The organism is Collinsella sp. LCP21S3_A3 (assembly GCF_052118905.1).
Lineage (GTDB): Bacteria > Actinomycetota > Coriobacteriia > Coriobacteriales > Coriobacteriaceae > Collinsella.
In genome coordinates this window covers 39,606-58,441 of sequence record NZ_JBQKGH010000002.1, presented here as the reverse complement: position 1 = coordinate 58,441, position 18,836 = coordinate 39,606, and the positions used below count along the sequence as shown (strand labels likewise).

The 18,836-nt window shown below is 60.3% G+C and carries 13 protein-coding genes and 1 tRNA gene; 8 read left to right on the top strand and 6 right to left on the bottom strand.

Going from position 1 to position 18,836, the window contains the following annotated elements:
- Positions 1-2: 2 nt before the first annotated feature.
- Positions 3-758 carry a GntR family transcriptional regulator gene (locus tag ACTQ0H_RS01475; protein ID WP_152067317.1) on the top strand — a complete coding sequence of 252 codons (756 nt, stop codon included), beginning with the start codon at positions 3-5 and terminating at the stop codon, positions 756-758.
- A 144-nt stretch (positions 759-902) separates the two neighbouring features.
- On the top strand, positions 903-1,871 hold the full coding sequence (locus tag ACTQ0H_RS01470) for an SIS domain-containing protein (protein ID WP_441537673.1): 969 nt from the start codon (positions 903-905) through the stop codon (positions 1,869-1,871).
- Positions 1,872-2,253: 382 nt separating this feature from the next.
- Here the strand turns inward: ACTQ0H_RS01470 and ACTQ0H_RS01465 are convergent, their stop codons facing one another.
- Positions 2,254-3,231, bottom strand: coding sequence for an L-lactate dehydrogenase (locus ACTQ0H_RS01465; protein ID WP_152067319.1), 978 nt, complete (start codon positions 3,229-3,231; stop codon positions 2,254-2,256).
- Positions 3,232-3,442: 211 nt separating this feature from the next.
- Between ACTQ0H_RS01465 and metA the strand changes: the two genes are divergently transcribed.
- A complete protein-coding gene (gene metA, locus ACTQ0H_RS01460) occupies positions 3,443-4,369 on the top strand; it encodes a homoserine O-acetyltransferase MetA (RefSeq protein WP_427719472.1) in 927 nt (308 codons plus the stop codon).
- Positions 4,370-4,460: 91 nt separating this feature from the next.
- Here the strand turns inward: metA and ACTQ0H_RS01455 are convergent, their stop codons facing one another.
- From ACTQ0H_RS01455 to ACTQ0H_RS01445, 3 genes are all read right to left on the bottom strand, one after another.
- Positions 4,461-5,057: a 5-formyltetrahydrofolate cyclo-ligase gene (locus ACTQ0H_RS01455; protein ID WP_441537672.1), complete on the bottom strand. Its 597-nt coding sequence runs from the start codon at positions 5,055-5,057 to the stop codon at positions 4,461-4,463.
- A gap of 389 nt (positions 5,058-5,446) precedes the next feature.
- Positions 5,447-8,491 (bottom strand): insulinase family protein, encoded by a 3,045-nt coding sequence (locus tag ACTQ0H_RS01450; protein ID WP_441537671.1) that lies wholly within the window; start codon positions 8,489-8,491, stop codon positions 5,447-5,449.
- Positions 8,492-8,749: 258 nt separating this feature from the next.
- Positions 8,750-9,241, bottom strand: a complete 492-nt coding sequence (locus ACTQ0H_RS01445; RefSeq protein WP_441049000.1) for a hypothetical protein — start codon at positions 9,239-9,241, stop codon at positions 8,750-8,752.
- A gap of 215 nt (positions 9,242-9,456) precedes the next feature.
- On the opposite strand from ACTQ0H_RS01445, the gene ACTQ0H_RS01440 reads away from it, so the two are divergent.
- Positions 9,457-10,539: an HNH endonuclease gene (locus ACTQ0H_RS01440; protein ID WP_441038653.1), complete on the top strand. Its 1,083-nt coding sequence runs from the start codon at positions 9,457-9,459 to the stop codon at positions 10,537-10,539.
- A gap of 445 nt (positions 10,540-10,984) precedes the next feature.
- Here the strand turns inward: ACTQ0H_RS01440 and ACTQ0H_RS01435 are convergent, their stop codons facing one another.
- On the bottom strand, positions 10,985-11,671 hold the full coding sequence (locus tag ACTQ0H_RS01435) for a DUF5710 domain-containing protein (protein WP_441048999.1): 687 nt from the start codon (positions 11,669-11,671) through the stop codon (positions 10,985-10,987).
- Positions 11,672-12,058: 387 nt separating this feature from the next.
- Between ACTQ0H_RS01435 and ACTQ0H_RS01430 the strand changes: the two genes are divergently transcribed.
- On the top strand, positions 12,059-13,072 hold the full coding sequence (locus ACTQ0H_RS01430) for a hypothetical protein (RefSeq protein WP_427719129.1): 1,014 nt from the start codon (positions 12,059-12,061) through the stop codon (positions 13,070-13,072).
- Between the two features lie 586 nt (positions 13,073-13,658).
- Here ACTQ0H_RS01430 and ACTQ0H_RS01425 read toward each other — a convergent pair.
- Positions 13,659-13,733, bottom strand: a tRNA-Val gene (locus ACTQ0H_RS01425).
- Positions 13,734-14,023: 290 nt separating this feature from the next.
- On the opposite strand from ACTQ0H_RS01425, the gene ACTQ0H_RS01420 reads away from it, so the two are divergent.
- The 3 genes from ACTQ0H_RS01420 (at position 14,024) to glmM (ending at position 18,826) form a co-directional block, all read left to right on the top strand.
- Complete coding sequence (locus ACTQ0H_RS01420; RefSeq protein ID WP_441537670.1) at positions 14,024-15,046, top strand: DMT family transporter; 1,023 nt, start codon at positions 14,024-14,026, stop codon at positions 15,044-15,046.
- Positions 15,047-15,196: 150 nt separating this feature from the next.
- On the top strand, positions 15,197-17,491 hold the full coding sequence (locus ACTQ0H_RS01415; RefSeq protein WP_441537669.1) for a DUF4012 domain-containing protein: 2,295 nt from the start codon (positions 15,197-15,199) through the stop codon (positions 17,489-17,491).
- A gap of 3 nt (positions 17,492-17,494) precedes the next feature.
- A complete protein-coding gene (gene glmM / locus ACTQ0H_RS01410; RefSeq protein ID WP_441063975.1) occupies positions 17,495-18,826 on the top strand; it encodes a phosphoglucosamine mutase in 1,332 nt (443 codons plus the stop codon).
- Positions 18,827-18,836 lie beyond the last annotated feature (10 nt).

Here is an 18,836-nt window from a genome sequence, read left to right as displayed (position 1 = left end):
CGATGGTAGCCGATAGCAAGACCGACCGTACTGACGTGTCCGCCGTGCCGCTGTACCAGCAGGTTATGGACGACCTAAAGGGCGAGATCGCGCGCGGCGTGTACGCTGCCGGCTCGCGCATTCCTTCCGAGATGGAGCTCGCGAAGTCCTACGGCGTGGGGCGCATTACCGTGCGTCGCGCCATTGAGGAGTTGTCGCGCGCGGGATATCTCAACCGTCAGCAGGGGAGGGGCACGTTTGTGTGTGCGCCCAAGCTCAAGCGCAAGATTGTCCAGAAAGGCGACGTCCAGAGTTTTACCGAGGCCTGCGCTGCCAACGACATGGCGGCCGGAGCGCGCCTGGTGTCGCGCACGGTGGTTGCGGCGACGCGCGAGGACGCGGCGTTTTTTGGCGTGGAACCCGGCTGCGAGCTCATCGTGGTCGAGCGCGTGCGCACGGCCGATGGCGTGCCCGTCATGCTCGAGAACAACGCCTTTGTGCTGGCCGACCATCCCTATCTGCAGCAGCTTGCCGACGAGGACCTCGCCGACAATTCGATTTTTGCGCTCGTTGCCGTGCATTCGGGCCGCGCACCGCTCAAGTCCGATCCCTGTACCGTGGAGATCGCGCTCGCTGATGCTCAGACGGCCCCGCTGTTGGAGGTGCCGGTCGGCGAGCCGCTCTTTTATATGGAGGCGTACTTTACCGATGCGGACGAGCGGCCCTTGCTGCTCGGGCGCCAAAAGATCGTGGGGTCGCGCTACGTGTTCGACATATAACGTCCATAGATAGAACAATACAGAACAAGTTTGGTGAAATGAATTCACCTGCGACAGCTTGCGTGCTATAAATAGGACAACATAGAACGACCGCAGGTACGAGCTGTCGCCGCTCAAAGCCGCCACACAGGGAGGAATGTCACCGTGAACGCACACGATCTGGTTCAGGGAATTATCGAGCGCAAGGGTAAGATCGAGAATGTCTTTTGGATCGCCTGCGGCGGTTCGATGATTGACCTTATGCCGGCCAATGAGCTGCTCAAGCGCGAGGCAACCACGTTCACTTCGACGGTCTACACGGCGCGCGAGTTTTGCCTTATGGCCCCCAAGAGTCTAGGGCCGAAGTCGCTCGTCATCGCCTGTAGCCACAGCGGTAACACGCAAGAGGTCGTCGACGGCTGCGAGATGGCGCTGGCCGCCGGTGCCGAGGTCGTGACCATGACTGACTACGCGGGCTCCAAGATCGATAACGGCAAGTGGACCACCTGGGTTTACCCGTGGGGCAAGGGCGAGTCGCAGGCCGAAGTTCCGCAGGGCATCGGCGCTCTGATCGCCGCCGAGCTGCTCGACCAGCAGGAGGGCTACGAGGCGCTCGCCGACATGTACGCCGGCCTTAAGCAGATGGACGCACTGCTGCCCGCTGCCCGCGAGAAGGTCAACGCCGAGCTGGGCGATCGCTTTGCCGAGCTCTGCCAGCAGCACAAGTTCTTCTATATCCTGGGCTCCGGCCCCAACTTTAGCCAGACCTACGCCATGGCCATCTGCTCGCTCATGGAGATGCAGTGGCAGCACTGCTGCTACATCCACTCCGGCGAGTATTTCCACGGTCCCTTCGAGGCTACCGAGCCCGGCGTGTTCTACTTTGTGCAGCTTGGCGCTGGCGAGTGTCGCCCCATGGAGGAGCGCGCACTGGCATTCCTCAACACGCACACCGATACAGTCATGGTGCTCGATGCGCTTGAGTACGGCGTGGGCGAGGTGCCTGCCAGCGTGCGCTCGTACCTGGAGCCGATCTTCTTCTATGCGATGAGCTGTGAGCTGCGCGCCGCCCGCGGCAAGGTATTTGACCACAGCCCCGAGGTTCGCCGCTACATGGGCGTCGAGCAGTACTAGGTAACGGGGAACGCGATTTTTCATGACGGGGCCTTCGCCAAGCGCGGGCCCCGTTTGCGTTACGGCGCCCCTTTCTGTTTGTCGAAAAACGAAGTCAAATACTTTTCCCGAGAAGTGAACGACCTATTTTGGACCCCCGAAGCATCGACATTTTTTGACGCCAAAACAGCAGGAAAATCTTAATGAAACTGCAGGAAATGGTCTCCACAAAGTGCCGATGCTTCGGGGGCTCGTTTTTGCTCGTTCACTTTTCGGGAAAAGTATTAGACCTAAATCTGCAAGCATGTCGCGTGAGTCAAAAAGCGGGCTGCGCCGGTGGGTTTCCGGCGCGGCCCGCTTTACATTGTGTCCGTATGAGTGAGTTGTCGCATCAACCGGCGGACTACTTGGCGTCGTAGGCCTCGGCGTCCCACCAGTCGAGCTGGGCGATGTTGTCGCGAATATGCTGACAGCTCTTGTGGAAGCCCTCGAGCTCGTGCTCGGAAAGGTCGAGCGTGTAGACCTCCTCGACGCCCTCGGCGCCGATCACGCACGGCAGGGAGGTAAAGATGCCCTCCTCGCCATACTGGCCGGTCATAAGCGTAGAGGCCGAAAGCACGGCGTGCTCGTTGTGCAGCACGGCGGCGCAGACGCGCGCGGCGGAGTTGGCAACGGCGTACTCGGTGCACTGCTTGCCGGCGTAAGTCACATAACCGCCCTTACGTGCGAGCTCCTCGACTTCCATGTGGTCGAAGGCGTACTTGTCGGGGTTCTCGGCCTGAAGCTCGTTGAGGCTCTTGCCGGCGATGGTTGCGGCCTTAAAGGCGGCCAGCTGGCTAAAGCCATGCTCGCCGATCATGTAGGCGTCGATGGACTTGGGGCTCACCCCGACCTTCTTGGAGATCTCGGTGCGCAGGCGGGCAGAGTCCAGGCCACAGCCCGAGCCGATGATCTTCTTGGGATCGTAGCCGGTCAGGTGCCACAGCTCGGTGCACACGACGTCGCAGGGGTTGGAGATGCTCACGAAGATGCCGTCGAAGCCGGCATCGACGATGCGCTTGGCAAAGGTGCGGGCGGCGTCGGTGGTAAAGAACAGCTCGCCGTCGCGGTTGCCGGCGGCCAGTGCGACCTTGCCGGCGGCGTTGACGATGACGTCGCAGCAGGCCAGCTCCTCGTAGTGGTCGTAGCAGTTGACGATCTTGGTGTTGTACGGGACAAACGAAAGGGAGTCGCGCAGGTCTTGGACCTCGGACGTCACCTTTGCCTCGTTGATATCGCAGAGGTACAGCTCATCGGCAATGCCCTGCATGAGCAGGCTGTTGGCGACATGTGCTCCTACGTGGCCCTGGCCGACCACACCGATCTTACGCGTCTGGTACATATTCATATCCTTTCGGCCGAGTTTTTCGCATCGAACCATTGTAGCGTCCTGCTGCCACTTTGCTAGGCTAAAGCGCCGTAGATTTTTGGGACATGCCTTAATCTCTACTTTTGGAGTGATTTGGGCCGCTGACGGTGTCTCGGGGCGATGCACTCGCGCGGATGGGGCCGCTCGTTGTACCATAGCTGCAACTGACTCGTAAGGAGCATCCATGCCCATTCGCATCCCCGACGCCCTCCCTGCCGCCGCGCAGCTCGAGAGCGAGAACATCTTTGTCATGACCGAGTACCGCGCGCTGCACCAGGACATCCGTCCGCTGCGCGTGCTCATCCTCAACCTCATGCCAACCAAGATCGCCACCGAGACGCAGATCATGCGCAAGCTCTCCAACACGCCGCTGCAGGTAGAGGTGGACCTGCTACGCACCAAGACGCACGAGGCCACGCACGTGAGTGCCGGCCACCTGGAGACGTTCTACCGTACGTTCGACGACATCCGCGATATCCACTACGACGGCCTGATCATCACGGGCGCGCCGGTGGAGCAGATGCCGTTCGAGGAGGTCGACTACTGGCCCGAGCTCTGCCAGATCATGGATTGGTCCACCACGCACGTGCACTCTACGCTGCATATTTGCTGGGGTGCACAGGCAGGGCTCTACCATCATTACGGTATCCAGAAGTGCGACCTGCCGGCCAAGGCGAGCGGCGTGTTTGAGCATTATCTGGTGAAGCCGCAAAGCCCGCTGGTCCGCGGCTTTGACGACCGCTTCTATGCCGTGCATTCACGCAATACCGATGTGCGCCGCGAGGACGTGGAGGCCGAGCCGCAGCTTGAGGTCGTGGCCGTATCAGACGAGGTGGGCCTGTACATCGTCAAGTCGACCGACAGTCGCCGCTTCTTTGTCTTTGGCCATCCCGAGTACGATACCGACACGCTGCGCCTGGAGTACGAGCGCGACGTGAAGCGCGGGCTCAACCCCCAGGTGCCGGCGCATTACTTCCCAGGTGACGACCCCACCGCCGAGCCGCGCAACGTCTGGCGCAGCCAGGCCCAGCTGCTCTACACCAACTGGCTCAACTACTACGTCTACCAGACCACGCCCTACGACCTGGCCCGCGCCGGCGAGGAGCACTAGGCTACGGCTGCGGTTGCGGTTGTGGCTGCGGCTGCGGCGTGACGGGCGTGGATTTTCGGATGCCCATCTTGCGGGTGCGATACAACGGCGGTTAGGCGCTGATGATGTGGGGTAGCGGCAGGTCGTGGGTGTCGGTGGGAACGTGGTCGACACGCTGCTCGTCAAAGGCGATGCCGATGATTTGGCATGCGGGCGAGAGCGTGGGCAGGTAGCGGTCGTAGCAGCCGCCGCCGTAGCCCAGGCGCGCGCCGGTGTGATCGAAGGCTACGAGCGGCACGACGATCATATCGAGCGCCTCGGCAGGCACGATAGGAAAGCGGCTGCTGTCGACGTCCGTGGCTGCGAAGGCCCGCGTAGGGCGGGCGATAAACGGGGCCTCGGACGCATCGCCGGCAGCAACTGCCCGCATGCACATGCGCTGGCCACAAGCCACGGTGTCAGCTGCCGAGAACATGCACGGATAGGCCACGCGCCAGCCGTGTTTTGCGGCCGCTGCGGCAAACGCGGCAGGATCTGCCTCGGAGCCCATGGCGGCATAGACGGCAACGGTGCGCGGGGCCACGGGACCCGAGCCGCCCAGCAACTCAACGAGCCGCGCGCATGCAGCAGCAGACTTTGCCGCCCGCATATCCAAATCTAGAGCATCGCGCCGGGCAATTACCGCCCGCCGCAACTCGGCCTTATCCATCCCGGCCCCTCTCTCAAACCTACCAAAAAGGGACAGGTTTATTTTGGTAGGTTTTATCTGGTCAAATGACGAAACCACCACGCAAACCATCGCAAGGGGAGCAGTTCATGGACATCTTCGTGGGTTTTGACGAAGAGTGGGTGTTCGCGGCGGTGTGTCTCGATCTGTAACAGTAACTCGGCAAAATCGGGCCTAGATGTTACAGATTGAGACAAAGGGCCGGCGTCATCCGAAAACGTCTCGATTTGTAACATCTGGAGCCAATATTGCCGCCTAGATGTTACAGATTTAGACAAACTGGTGTGACGGGCTGAGCTGCCCCGCCCAGGCAGCGGCAAAAGAAAAGGTAGATTTTCAGGCATGTCCCAAAAATCTACCTTTGCTGTGCGTTAGCCCAGCAGGTCGATGACGTTGAAGCCGGCGTTGCTCTTGGCGATGACGTCTCGGCCGCCAAAGACGCAGGTGGGCGAGACGGCTGCGATGCGCGTCACGTCGGCGCCGAGCGAGCGCAGCTCACCGGGCGTGGCGGCGAGCATCTGGGCGCGGCGCTCCTCGCGTGCATGCGGATCGAGTCCGGCCAAGTAGGTCGTGTTGCGGCGTTTGGTGAGCGCGTACGGCTTCACCGGCGCGTCCATGCCGCTCACGCAGCTCACGATAAAGCCCTCAAAGGCGGCCACGTCGGGCTCAAAACTGCCGAGCCATTCGCCTGCGCGCGCCACGCGCTCAATCGAGGGGTCGATTGCCGGGTCGCGGTAGGTGTAGAACGCCGCCTGACGCTCACCTGCCGCGCGGAATCCGCAGCCGTACGCCCCGCCCTTCACGCGGATCTCATTCCACAGGTAGTCGTAGGAGAGCGCGTTGGCGGCAACCGCCCAGGCGCCCGTCACGTCAATGCCCAGGCGACGCGGGTCGCATGCGCTTGCCGCAAAGCAGATGTCGCTGGGGATGACAAAAGCCTCGTGGCGGTCACACGGCGTCGGCACCACGAGCGCGTCGCGGCCGGCAACAGCACCGTCGCCCGCGCCCAACCCCAGGTCGCCCGCGGCGGCCCAGTACGCGTCAAAGTCCTCATCGCTGCCGGTAAAGCTCGCCAGACAGCCATCGGACACAAAGATGCGGCCTGCCAGCTCGGCAAGCTTGGCGCGCAGGTCGTCCAGGCGCTCGTCAAAGTGGTCGAGCAGATCGCGCAGGAACAGGTAGAAGTCCACGCCCGAAAGCTGCTCGCGCACCACGGCCGAAGGCGAGCTGTAGCTCATCGCGCGACCGAGCGCCGCCGAGTGTCCGTTGTTAATAAAGCCCTGCTCAAGCCCAATGCGAATCTGCGTGAGCACGTCGCGCACGCGGTCGGCTTCGGCATCGAGCAACAGCGTGCTCGACCACACCTCGCGCGGCAGGCTCGCCAGCGCATCAATCTTCTCGGACAGGGCGCCGGCGCTCACCAGCAGGTAGGGGCGCACGCCGTCCACGTCGGGCTGGGTCATGACCTCGGTCGTAAAGCTCAAAAAGCCCAGCCTGCCAGCGATGAGGTTGTCGAGCTCCTCGGCCGAGTGTTCGCTCGTGGGTAGCTGTTTGAGCAGGCGGCAGAGAAGGGTCACATAGGGCAGGTCTTCAAACGCGACGCAGCTCAGGTCGAAATACTGCATGGCGTAGGCCAAGCGGTTGGTGGGGATGCCGTGGCGCAGGCAGGGGATGGGCGCGGTCGTGTTCACGACCAGCGGCGGCTCGGGGCGCGCCTCGCCAATGTCGGACACGCGCAGGCGTGGCAGCGTGGCCTTGGCCTCGGGCGCGTCATCCGCCTCCTGCGCGGCGCGCAGCGCAGCCGTGCGCTCGACCACATCGGCCAGCTCGGCATCGGTCATGGTATCGCGCTTGGCTGCCAGCTCGGCGGCCTCGGCACTCTCCGCACCCTCGGCGGCATCCACCGGCACCAGCTCGACCAGCGCCATGTGGTCATTCTCCAGCACCAGCTCGCGCAGCAGGTCCTCAAAATAGCTGCCGTCCAGCTCGCCGCGCAGCTCCTCGTACACCGGGCCGTACTTGAGCGCCAGCGTCGCGGCGTCGTCATCGTAGAGCCAGGTGCTCAGCGCGTCGCACGCAATGGCCACGCCGTCGGCGATACCGTAGTCGCGCTGGCGCAGGTCGTATTCGTTGCTGCTGATGATGGCCTCCAGGCGCTCGCGCGGAACGCCGTGCTCGCACAGGTCGCGGCAGGCGTCCTGGAACACGCGGCGCAGCTCGCGCGCCACGCCGGGCTGAGCGTTTTGCAGCATGATGAGCTCGTAGGGCTGCAGGCTCTCGGCCGCGGTGTAGCTCACCACGTTGCCGCCCAGGCCGGCGGCCAGAATGGCCTTCTTAGCCGGCGCCTCATTGGAACCCAGCAGTGCCTCGAACAGGATGTCCGCCGCGATCGTGCGCTTGCGGTCGAGCGCGCTGCCCAGCACAAGACCCAGGCCCACCAGGGCATTCTCGGGTGTGGTGGCCATCTCGACGCGCTTGTACTCGCAGGTCACGGGCGCCTGCACGACCAGCGGATTGGGCGCCAGCGTGGACGGGTCCTCGCCGGCGGCGACGGCTGCGTCCATGCGGCGGCTCGCGGCACTCGGCTGCGACAGATAGCGCTCGTCCAAAAAGGCCAGTGCACGGTCCACGTCCAGGTCGCCGTAGAGCGTGATGTAGGAGTTGGAAGGATTGTAGTGGCGCGCGTGCGTGTCCAGGAACTGCTCGTAGGTGAGCGCAGGGATCGCGCGTGGGTCGCCGCCGCTCTCGTGCGCATAGGCGGTGTCGGGATAAAGCGCGGCGTTGACGGCGTCGTCCAGCACGCTCATGGGGTCGGACAGCGCGCCCTTCATCTCATTGAAAACCACGCCGTTATAGCGTAGCGTGCCCTCGCGCAGGCTTGCGGAACTGCCGTTACCCTCGCCCTCGGCGCCCTCCGGCAGGTCCAGCTCGTAGTGCCAGCCCTCCTGCTCAAAAATGGTGGGCTTGGTATAGATGGCCGGGTTGAACACCGCGTCCAGGTACACGTCCATCAGGTTGTACAGATCCTGCTCGTTGGTGGTGGCGACGGGGTAGATGGTCTTGTCGGGGTAGGTCATGGCGTTGAGGAACGTCTGCATGGAGCTCTTGATCAGGTCGACGAACGGCTCCTTGACGGGAAACTTGGCCGATCCGCACAGCACCGAGTGCTCGAGGATATGGAACACGCCGGTGGAATCAGCCGGCGGCGTCTTAAAGCCAATGGCAAAAGCCTTGTTTTCGTCGTCGCACGCCAGGTACAGCAGGCGAGCGCCCGAGGCGGTGTGGCGCAGCACGTAGGCGTCCGAGTCGAGCTCGGGCACGGTCTCGCAGCGCTCGACGGCAAAACCGTGGCAGGCGGTGCCAGGCACCAGCAGCGCGGCGGCAGCGGTGCGCGGGTCGGTTGAGGTGGTGGGCATATGCAGTCTCCTTTGACGCCCCAGCGGGGGCGAATCGAGTCGAATCCTCGTGAGTATACCCATATGGGGCCGCGGCTCTGCGGCGAACTGGAGACGATGCCGGCGGAATGGACAAAGGCCCTGCGTGACCGCCGCGCGATCGTGGATATTCGGACACACGAGCGCGGATTTTCGGACCGTCCAATAATTCTCACTCACGTAGCGGCAACCAAGATAAGGCGGCCAGCGCCGGCTTGATGAATAGTGCCGAAAGACGTCCTATGCCTGCGCGTCCGCGTGTCCATCCATCAGGAACAGCCTAAGAACCAGCTTGATGGCATATCCCGGTTTGATTTCTGCCGCGTCAAAGACGTGGCGCTCGGCGAGCTCGCTGCAGTATGCGTAGATGTCGCGGATAAGGTCCGCGCCCGAAAGCGTAAACATGTAGCCCGCGTCCGAAAGCGCATTGGGCGCGGCGGGCAACTTGGCCATGTGGCAGAACGTTTGCAGGTCGGGCGCCATAACATTCTGGTAGTCGAGGTGGCCGCTGGCATCCTGTGCGGCAAGCTCCAATTGGCGCACAAAATCCAGCGCCGCCGCTAACACAAAGCTCGGCGTAGGCGCATTGACGTCCTGAGTGGTCGCCACAAGCCTGCCCGCCGCCTGCGTGACAAGCCAAGCGACCTCGCGCTGGCAACGCACGGCCTTGCGCGTCACCGGCTTGATGGACGAAGAAGAAACGCTTCCCTTAGGCGGATTCGAAGCAGCCATAAGACCCTCCCATGAACAATCCGGCCCAATAAGCCCGGATGAAACACGTGCTACATCAGTATACAGGGGAGTGGGATGGCGGGGTATGAGCGCGACAGCGGCAAACCGAGAGCATCAACGATGTGCCGATCGCGGAATGAGATCTCGTAATAATTGACTCTCGGCCATATTATTGAGGGGCATGACTCGCGTTCGTATGGTTGTAGGTGCTGGCGATGAACGACATTGACCTTGCTGTTCCGTTGATGGATGGACCAAGCTATGACCGTGCCTGCAGTCTCGTGCCTTCCGAATACGTTGAGGCATGGGAGTGGTTTCTGGGTGAGGAACAGCGCGGCGGCGTTTGGACCAGCCTTCCGCACCGCACCAAGGAAGATAGCCCTCAGTATCAGTATCGTTTGAGAATTGGCGCGGACTTCTTTCCCGTAACGCGGGATTCAGGGATCTTCTGGCCGGGCCAGGATCGGGTGAAGCAAGATCCCAATAAGATCTTTGCGCTTTCGGTCCATAACTCTAAAAAGAGCTTCTACACCGATGTTCCTCCGCTCTATTTGGATGACGGTACGTGGGTCATTAAGTATTCGGTTCAAGCGCCAGGTGTCGTTGGTTCTCGAGACCAGAATTACAACCGTAAAATGCTCAACTGCATGGAATATGGCGTTCCAGTTGGAGTCATATTTGCAACCGAGGTGGGCTATAAGGTGCTCGGCCTTGCGTTTGTTGAACGGTTTGAGCCCGAAAACGGCTGGTTTGTTCTGCATGGTCCCGTTCATAAAGGTGGACCGGACCCTCGTTTTGCGTCCGACATGAGCTATCTGAAGCACATGTCAGCCGACATTGAGTTTGCCGGACAGAGTGCGACCGATGACGAAAAAGCTCGCTATGCGTTGAGACGCGAGCGATTGGGGCAGCAATGGTTCCGCAAGCAGCTCATTGCCGCCTATGATGGTCGCTGCGCGGTGTCGGGTTGTGGGGTTAACGAGGCACTGGAGGCTGCACATATCGAGAATTACTCGGGACCCAAATCGCAGGTTGCCAGCAACGGCATTCTGCTTCGGCGCGACTTTCATGCTCTATTCGATGCTCATCTGATTTCGTTTGAGCCTGTTTGCGGCGAATATCGGCTGTGCGGATCGTACCTGCTGGATAAGACCGACTACGCTTCCTTTGCAGGTGCGACGCTAAGGCAGCCGAATGAGCGTCAGTGGCGACCCAATGCGGTGTTTCTTGAGGCCCATCGCATTGAGTTCGATCGCTCGGAAAAGAAGCGTGAAAAGGCGGGGCTTCTGCCGTATTAGCGTATTTGGCTTTGGCGGTCTTTTACGATCGTGTTGTTTGATCGGATCGCGTGGCGATGCAATCTCGTGCACGCCCGCCGGTGCATGCTCTTCCTGATTTGGATAGCGAGAGAGGAGCGCGTGTGAGCTGGCGAGGCGATATTGCGATGGGGAAGTACGGAAAACTGCCGTGTGCCCTTATAGACAACAATATGTTTCCGGGCGTAGAGGTTGATTGCGGGTCGTTTGCCGTCGCCTGTCCTTATTGCGGCTCACAAATATCGTGTCTCGATATTCGGTTCATCGATGCGCGCGACAGACTCAGCGACGAAGTGAGAAAACGGACGGGCGTTCATATGCCGGTGTATCCGGAGAAATGCCCTGTTTGCGGCCTCGATATCGTGTATGACGTTTGCGACGGGGGATAGGTGATGCGGAGGAGCTGGCTGTGAAGGCCTCTCCGTCTCTACAAATAAATTCCCTCACCGAGTTGCTTGTGGAACTCGGCGTGATGGTCGCGTGCCCAGGTAAAGAGTGCCTGGTCAAAATTGGTATGCGTGGCCGGGACGCCAAAGACGCCGGCAACTTCGACGCGCACAAACTCCAGTGCCGGCAGCTTGTTGATGGCAGTGAGGGCAAACGGGGACGAGGGTTCTTCGAACAGATAGCGGCTGCCTTGCAGCGCGTCGCAACAGTTGCACGTGTTGCCGAGTGACGGGGCTTTGGAGGCTCGCGCGCCTACGGGCTTGTAGCCACAGCGCTTAGAAAGATAGTCGCGGATCTCGCCCGGGACGCAGCCAAGAGCGGGAACAATGGCGAGCGCGTTGGCATTGGTCGTGTCGATGGCAATGTGCCCGGCCTTGTTGGGTGCGTGCGCGATGGCGATGCCCTCGCCGTCATCGGCTCGATAGGGAATGCCGAAGGCCGCGACCGAGGTCTCTTTGTGACACTTCCAGCACTCGCGCTTGCCTAGTACTAGATATATATACGGCGCAGAGGGGTCGGATCGGTCAACACCGGGCAGCCACTCGGCAAAGGGCTCGGGGTTGACGCCGCTGGGTACATACCAGATCTTCTTGGTCCGGTCCCATTTGGCGCCCAGCGCCTTGGCTTCTTCTTTGCGCGAAAAGGGAACATCGAGCTCGGTGCGCATGGTGGCTCCTTGGTGCTGCAGGTGTAAGTGGCTCAAGGATACCGCAGGGTGTGGACGTTGTGGCGTTTTGCCGAGAAGCCGCGGTGCGGACTGGTTGGTTACGCCTTGGATAAACTGGCAAGTAGATGGTCGACTTTTGGCCAGTTGAGCGGCAACCTTGCCAAAAGCTTGACGGATTGCGGTTTGGGCATCGTCGAATGAACACTTTGGCGCACCTCGGCGAAAAAACCGCCGGTCGTTTACCGGAAACTTAACAGGACCGCCAGCCGCCGCCGGCGTGCGTGCTATCTTCGCGCCATGAGGTACTTTATCGTTTCACATAACGCCGCATTGGCGCTGTTGGCGCACATGCCGAACCCTCGCTTTGGGGATTCGGAGCCAGAGGTCGTGTCGATTGCAGGTGCCTGTGCGCTCTTGGACCAAGAAGCGCAGGAGGTTATCGATCGCTATGACCTGGGAATCGAAACGCTGGATTTGCTGGTGCCGTCGCGCGCCGGCCGTCGGCAGAGCAAGCATGTTAAGACGCATCTGTGCACCAACGAGCTCCCGGCGGGTTCGTTTATCTCGCTGGGCCACTGGATGGGCGACCTTGATGCGTATGTGTGCTCTCCCGAGCTGGCGTTTTTGCAGGCTGTGCACGATGGCGATATGGCAGCGGCCGTCTATGCCGGCTATGCGATGACATCGGATTACCGGCTGGATAACCTTGCTCCCGGTGGGGTAACAGGCAGGGATGCGGGCATGCGCGATAGCAGGCTCACGACTAAGGAGCTCATCGCGGCGTATATCGAGAAGTCACCCAAGGTGAGGGGTATCGCGAAGGCAAAGGCGCTGCTTGCATATGTGATCGAGGGGTCGCGCTCTCCGAGGGAGTCGGGGCTCTGCATGTTTATGTCGCTGCCTGCGCGCTACGGCGGGTATGCATTGGGCAAGGCCGAACTTAACAAGAAGGTCTTCATTCGCGATGGATACAATGACGGACGTGATCACAAGCTTCGCGTGTTGGAGCGCACACCCGACATAACGCTTACGGCTAAAGTCGAGGTGGGCATGGATAAAGTAAAGGCCGGACTGCTGCCAGAGGTGCTGACCGCGATGGTCGATTACGATAGCGATGCCATTCATGACGGACGCGAGAAGATTTACAAGGATGCCGAGCGCCGCAACGAGTTGGAGCTGTTGAGCGGCGTGGCACACTTCACCGTGACGACTGAGCAGGCAAATGACTACGACAAGCTCATCCGGCTGTGCGAACGTATCCGACGGAAGCTGCACCGGAACAAGCGACCCATTTTTAACAAGCCCATGAGCGAGGAGCAGCGATACTTTGCCCTCAAGCGCGTCGAAGCGAAGCGGTTTAAGCTTTGGCAGGCCGTAATCGAGGCGCGTCAACATTGGTAGGGGCGGTTGCTGGGCATGGGACCAAGGGTCTCATTGTCAGGTCTAATACTTTCCCGAGAAGTGAACGAGTCAAAACGGACCCCCGAAACATCGACACTTTTGGTGGCTTATTTCCTGCGGTTTTATCATTGGAATCCTGCGGTTTTGGCTGTAAAAAGTGTGGATGCTTCGGGGGTCCAAATAAGGTCGTTCACTTCTCGGGAAAAGTATTAGACCTGATTATGGGAAGGCTGTCCGGATGTGGCCGCGAGGCTTGCGAAGGCCAGATCGGGGCAGTCGCCAAGGCTGTTTGGGTAATTTTGGGGCTGATTGGGGCGGTCGCCAAGGCTGTTTGGGTGATTTTGGGGCTGGTTGGGGCGGTCGCCGGGGTTGCCTGGGCGACTTTGGGTGTGGCAGGGGTAATTGCCGGCGATACCGAAGCAACTTGGGGTCTGCCGGGATGATTGCCGGTTATGTAGAGGCGGTATCAGCCTCGATTGGGATGGTTATTGGAGCTGCCGAAGCGGTTTTGGGTGCCACGGCGCCCTTTTGGCTTAGCACATAAAACAAAACAGCCCAGAGGCATAGCCTCTGGGCTGCGAACATTTGGTGGGCGTTAGAAGATTTGAACTTCTGACCTCTTCCGTGTCAGGGAAGCGCTCTCCCCCTGAGCTAAACGCCCGATCAAGGGTGCGCAAGTGCGCAAGGGATAATATAACGGAGCTTGAACTCGGTGGCAAGAATATTTTTTAAAATCGCTAACGTTGTGGAATCAAAGGGCTTTGTCGCGCCCATTTTAAAAGAGCTCGCTGCCGCGATTTGGCTATCGCATAATGCAAAGCCGTTGCAATGCCGAACCATGGAAGAGACGTCTGCGGAATTGTCCTACCGATAAGCGGACAAGCTCCCAGCTGGTGCCTTCGCCGTGGTAAGGTAAGCCGAATTGTTTCCAGGCTGTTTCGGGGGAGCGGGATGAGCAAAGAGCGTGTCGAGCAGGTCGAAGGCGCAGGGGCTTCGGTGCCGATGACCGATATATCGAACATTGATGTGCCCGAGGGCACCGATGAGCTCAGCCGCAGCACCCGCCGTGCATGGCGCGACCGCCTCAACGACGCCCAGACGCGCAAGATGGCCCTGGGTGTGCTTGCCGCGGCTGCCGGCGGAACGTTCTGGGGATTTTCTGGCACCTGCGCCAGCTACCTCTTCGATGTTTGCCATATCGAGACGTTTTGGCTCATGAGCATGCGCCAGGTTTGCGCCGGCCTGCTCTTTATGCTCGTCGTGCTCAACAAGGATCGCGACCGCTTGGTTAAATTGTGGACTACCCCCGCCGACTGCAAGCAGCTCATCCTGTTTACGATTTTTGGCTTGCTGTTCAACCAGATTTGCTATCTGTCTGCCGTGCGCCTAACCAACGCGGGCACGGCGACGGTGTTCCAGTGCCTGCAGCTGGTGGTCGTCATGGGGTATGCCTGCGTTGCCACGCATCGACTTCCGCGCACGCGCGAGACGCTTGGTGTTTTGCTCGCCTTGGGCGGAACGTTTCTTATCGCCACAGGTGGCGACCCCAGTACGCTGAGCATTTCGCCGATGGGCCTGCTCGCGGGCCTTTTGTGCGCCGTGGGCGGTGCCTGCATGGCAATTATTCCGGCCGGAATTCTCAAGGAATACGGCAGCTCGGTTGTCACGGGCTCAGCTATGCTTTCGGCAGGAATCGTGCTGAGCATTTTTACCCAGCCGTGGGCACACATGCCGGCGCTCGAGCCCTCGGGTGTCGGCGCGCTCGCGGTGTTCATCGTGATTGGGTCGTTTTTTGCCTATATGTTCTATATGCAGGGCGTTAAGGAGATCGGCTCGGTTCGTGCGAGCCTTATCGGAACCATGGAACCGGTCTCTGCCACTATTACCAGCGCTCTTATGCTGGGGACGGTATTTTTGCCCACCGACCTGGCGGGTTTTGCCATGATTATCGCGATGGTGTTTTTGACGGTGTAGTCGACGCAGCGGCTGATACAAGTTAAAAACTGAATAGGGATTCGCGCATGTTGCGTGTAATCAGGACGCATGTCTGGAGTTTAGCTGCGCGCGTTTAATATGACATAAACTGATAACGTTTATCGACTTTTGTATTGTGAGGATTTCTCTATGGCTGGAAATCATTTTAAGGGTAGCGGAGACGGCCGTCCGGCGGTCCCGCCGCGTTCTAATGGGGCGGGAAGGCCCGGCGCTCCGGGCGGCATTGGCCAGAACGGCGCCGGCAATCGCACGTCTCCGGGCGAGACGGCGATGTTTACCGCTCTGTATGAGCAATCTCAGAAGGCAAAAAAGGCCGCCCGCGCAAACGGTCAGGCCGCTGCGACCGGGGCTACCCCCGCAGTGCCACCGCGCGAGGTCTCCGCAAATCCCGCAGGCAATGCAGTCAGCGCCAATGCTGCCGGCAACACCTCGTCGCTCAAGGATGCAGGCATCACGGGCAACTTGGGCACGATTTACACGGGAGCTTCCGAGACCGGCACGTTTGCCCGTCTGGACGATAGCGGTGCCGAGTTTGTGGGCTCGGGTTCCAAAGAAGACTATTACGATTTTGGCCTGAACTACGGCGGCGGCACTTCGTCGAGCACGACGTCGGACGGGTTGGTCCGTCATCGTCATCGCAAGGGCGAGAACAAGAACCGTTATGCCGCCACAGCGGTCGTTGCTGTCGTCGCGGTTGTCCTCGTTGCACTTGGCGTGAGCTGCTTCATGTTCTTTAACTCGGCAAAGACCGTGAAGGCCCAGGCAAAGGAGGCCGTGGGTATCGTCGCAGACCTTAAGGGTAAGGTCACGTCGGGCGATTTTTCGACCCTACCCGACGATGCGAAGAAGATCAACGACCTTTGCAGCAGCATGAAGGCGGAGACCTCGAGCCCGCTGTGGACGATGGCCTCGTTTGTCCCGGTGTACGGCAGCGACATTAATGCCGTCCGCACCATGGTCGACGCTCTGTCCGATGTTTCGAGCGGCGCGCTGGTCCCCATGGCCGATAATCTCGCTCAGGCAACGCCCGGCAAGCTGTTCCAGGACGGAACAATCAACGTGTCCGCGCTGCAGGCGGTCGCCGATTCGCTCTCCGATAGCTCGAGGGCGTTCAAGAGCGCCAATGAAAAGATTCAGGGTATTGGCGATACGCATATCGCCCAGGTGACCGAGCTGGTCGATAAGGCAAAGGACGGCTTTGCCACCCTCAACGGCGCGGTTGACGCGGCGGAGAAGGTCGCCCCCGTTCTGCCCCAGATGCTCGGCGCCAACGGTCAGACGCGCCATTATCTTGTGCTCGCGATGAGCAATGTCGAGATCCGCGCCTGCGGCGGTTTCCCGGGTTCTCGCGGCGTGATGTCGGTGACTGACGGTAAGCTCGAACTGGGCGATTTTGTCAAAGTCGACTTGATGAAAGAGCCTTTGAGTCCGCTTCCCATCACCGATGAAGAGGCAAACTTGTTCACGACCGGATGGGGCCTGACGGGATTCAACACGCTCGGATACACGATGGGCGACGTTACGATGACGCCCGATTATCCGCGTGCGGCTCAGCTTGTCAGCGATATGCAGAAGGCCATTGTCGGAGATGACATCGACGGCGTATTTGCAGTCGATCCGGTATTTTTGCAGTATATGCTCGGCATTGTAGGCGGCACGCAGCTTCCCGACGGCACCGTCGTCGACGGAAGCAACGCTGCAAAGGTACTGATGCACGATGTTTATTGGAATTACCCGGTAGAGGAACAGGACGCCATTTTTGCGGCGGTTGCCGGATCAGCTTTTAACAAGATCGTGGACGAACTGGGCTCCAGCGATATTACTCAGATTGCTGCCGCCATCGAAAAGGGTGCTTCCGAGGGTCGCATCCTCATGTATTCGAGAAACGACGACGAGGAAAAGGCCGCGAAGGACCTTGGCATCTCCGGCGCTCTCCAAACCGATACGTCGGAGGCTCCGATCTTGGGCGTCTATGTGAACAACTACAGTTACTCAAAGATGGATTGGTTTCTCGATAAGCGAGTCACCATCGATTCTTCGGTTGAAAATGCCGACGGTTCGACGACGTATCGAGTGACCACTACGCTCAAGAACACGATGACCCCTCAGGAGAAGGCCGAGATGCCTGGTTATTTCCGGGGCCATAACGGCATTAGCCAGGATATTGATGACGAGGTGCTGAGACTCTATCTCTATGCTCCCGCGGGAGGCAGCATTTCGGACATTAAGACTTCGGGCTCCGGTTCTATCGAGATGAGCGAAGCGACGCACGATGGCCTGAAGGTTGCATGGGGCGGCGTCCACATGCTTCTTGGACAAGACATAAAGGTTGAGTACACGGTCACGACTTCGAAGGACTCTGGGCACAAAGAGCTTGAGGTTCGCACCACACCAACCGCTCAAACGTTCGAACAGGATAAGTAAGATATGAAGTACTTTGGCACCGACGGATTTCGCGGCGAGGCCAACGTCGGGCTGACCGTAGAGCATGCGTACAAGATCGGCCGTTTTGTGGGTTGGTATTACGGCGCCAACCGCGAGCGCAAAGCACGCGTGATCGTGGGCAAGGACACGCGTCGTTCGAGCTACATGTTCGAGGCGGCGCTGGTGAGTGGCCTGGTCGCGAGCGGTGCGGACGCATATATGCTGCACGTGATTCCAACGCCGGGCGTGGCGCATCAGACCGTGGAGGGCTGCTTCGATTGCGGCATCATGATCAGTGCGAGCCACAATCCGTTTTGCGATAACGGCATTAAGCTGGTCAACAGCGACGGCTTTAAGATGGACGAGGACGTGCTGGAGCTCATCGAGGACTATATCGATGGCAAGGGCGAGGTGCCGCTGGCCACGGGCAACCAGATTGGTGCCACGGTGGACTATATGCAGGGCCGCAACCGCTATATTGCCTCGCTCATTGCAAGCGCGAACTTTTCGCTGCAGGGCGTCAAGATTGGCATTGACTGCGCCAACGGCTCGGCGTCCTCTGTCGCCAAGCCGGTGTTCGATGCGCTCGGCGCCGATGTGCGCGTGATTAACGCCGCACCCGACGGCTTTAACATTAACGTCGACTGCGGCTCTACGCATATGGAGCGCCTGCAGCGCCATGTGGTGGAGCAAGGCTTGGACGTGGGCTTTGCCTACGACGGCGATGCCGACCGCTGCCTGGCTGTGGACGAGCGCGGCCGCGTGGTCGACGGCGACCAGATTTTGTACGTGTGCGGCGTGTATCTCAACAAGCACGGGCGCCTCTCGGGCGGTACCGTGGTGCCGACGATCGCCAGCAACTTTGGCCTGATTAAGTCGCTGGAGCTTGCCGGCCTGAGTGCCGTGACCAGCGGCGTGGGCGACCGCCACGTGTATGCCAAGATGCGCGAGGGCGGCTATAGCCTGGGTGGCGAGCAGACGGGCCATACGATCTTTGGCGATATCGAGCGTACGGGCGACGGCATAATGACCTCGCTGCGCGTAATGGAAGTGATTCGTGCCGAACGCGAGACGCTTTCGCAGCTCGCGGTGCCGTGCAAGCTGCTGCCGCAGGCGCAGGTTGCCGTACGCGTGGCGGACAAGGATGCTGCGCTGGGTAGCACGGGCGTGCAGGCCGCCATCGCCGAGGCCGAGGCGTTGCTGGCAGGCGAGGGCCGCGTGCTGGTGCGCAAGAGCGGAACCGAGTCGGTGATTCGCGTTTTGGCCGAGGCCCCCGACCAAGACGCCGCCGACGCCGCCATGAAGCGCATCGCCGCCGCGCTGGAGGCTCTGTAGTTACGCAGTT

What these genes read in the sequence shown, in the direction of transcription:
- ACTQ0H_RS01475 (WP_152067317.1), top strand. Translation starts at nt 3, where the DNA reads ATGGTAGCCGATAGCAAGACCGACCGTACTGACGTGTCCGCCGTGCCG.
- ACTQ0H_RS01465 (WP_152067319.1), bottom strand. Translation starts at nt 3,231, where the DNA reads ATGTACCAGACGCGTAAGATCGGTGTGGTCGGCCAGGGCCACGTAGGA.
- metA (WP_427719472.1), top strand. Translation starts at nt 3,443, where the DNA reads ATGCCCATTCGCATCCCCGACGCCCTCCCTGCCGCCGCGCAGCTCGAG.
- ACTQ0H_RS01455 (WP_441537672.1), bottom strand. Translation starts at nt 5,057, where the DNA reads ATGGATAAGGCCGAGTTGCGGCGGGCGGTAATTGCCCGGCGCGATGCT.
- ACTQ0H_RS01450 (WP_441537671.1), bottom strand. Translation starts at nt 8,491, where the DNA reads ATGCCCACCACCTCAACCGACCCGCGCACCGCTGCCGCCGCGCTGCTG.
- ACTQ0H_RS01445 (WP_441049000.1), bottom strand. Translation starts at nt 9,241, where the DNA reads ATGGCTGCTTCGAATCCGCCTAAGGGAAGCGTTTCTTCTTCGTCCATC.
- ACTQ0H_RS01440 (WP_441038653.1), top strand. Translation starts at nt 9,457, where the DNA reads ATGAACGACATTGACCTTGCTGTTCCGTTGATGGATGGACCAAGCTAT.
- ACTQ0H_RS01435 (WP_441048999.1), bottom strand. Translation starts at nt 11,671, where the DNA reads ATGCGCACCGAGCTCGATGTTCCCTTTTCGCGCAAAGAAGAAGCCAAG.
- ACTQ0H_RS01420 (WP_441537670.1), top strand. Translation starts at nt 14,024, where the DNA reads ATGAGCAAAGAGCGTGTCGAGCAGGTCGAAGGCGCAGGGGCTTCGGTG.
- ACTQ0H_RS01415 (WP_441537669.1), top strand. Translation starts at nt 15,197, where the DNA reads ATGGCTGGAAATCATTTTAAGGGTAGCGGAGACGGCCGTCCGGCGGTC.
- glmM (WP_441063975.1), top strand. Translation starts at nt 17,495, where the DNA reads ATGAAGTACTTTGGCACCGACGGATTTCGCGGCGAGGCCAACGTCGGG.